Genomic DNA, 319 nt, shown 5'->3' on the forward strand with positions numbered 1-319 from the left:
TTGAAGCCTGGTAATGTCCTACTTTCACATAGCAAATGCTACACTATCATCGGCGCTGTTTCGTTTCACTACTGAGTTCGGCATGGAATCAGGTGGGTCCAAAACGCTATTGTCACCAAGCAAATTTTGGCGTTAATCCGTATCACTACGCACTAACTGAATTTGGAAATATCTGATAATATTTTTTAAGTCTTTAAGTAATATCTACTTTAGTCATATTAACTTCTTCGCTTGTTTCACTATCACATAAAACGCGTTTGGCGTTGTATGGTTAAGCCTCACGGGTAATTAGTACAAGTTAGCTTAATGGCTCACACCA

At 38.6% G+C, this 319-nt stretch carries 1 rRNA gene; it reads right to left on the reverse strand.

The annotated features are described in order from the left end of the window. Positions 1-5: 5 nt before the first annotated feature. Positions 6-120, reverse strand: a 5S ribosomal RNA gene (gene rrf / locus H5119_RS20205). Between the last annotated feature and the right edge of the window lie 199 nt (positions 121-319).

Source organism: Pseudoalteromonas sp. SG45-5 (assembly GCF_014164085.1).
Taxonomy (GTDB): domain Bacteria; phylum Pseudomonadota; class Gammaproteobacteria; order Enterobacterales; family Alteromonadaceae; genus Pseudoalteromonas; species Pseudoalteromonas aliena.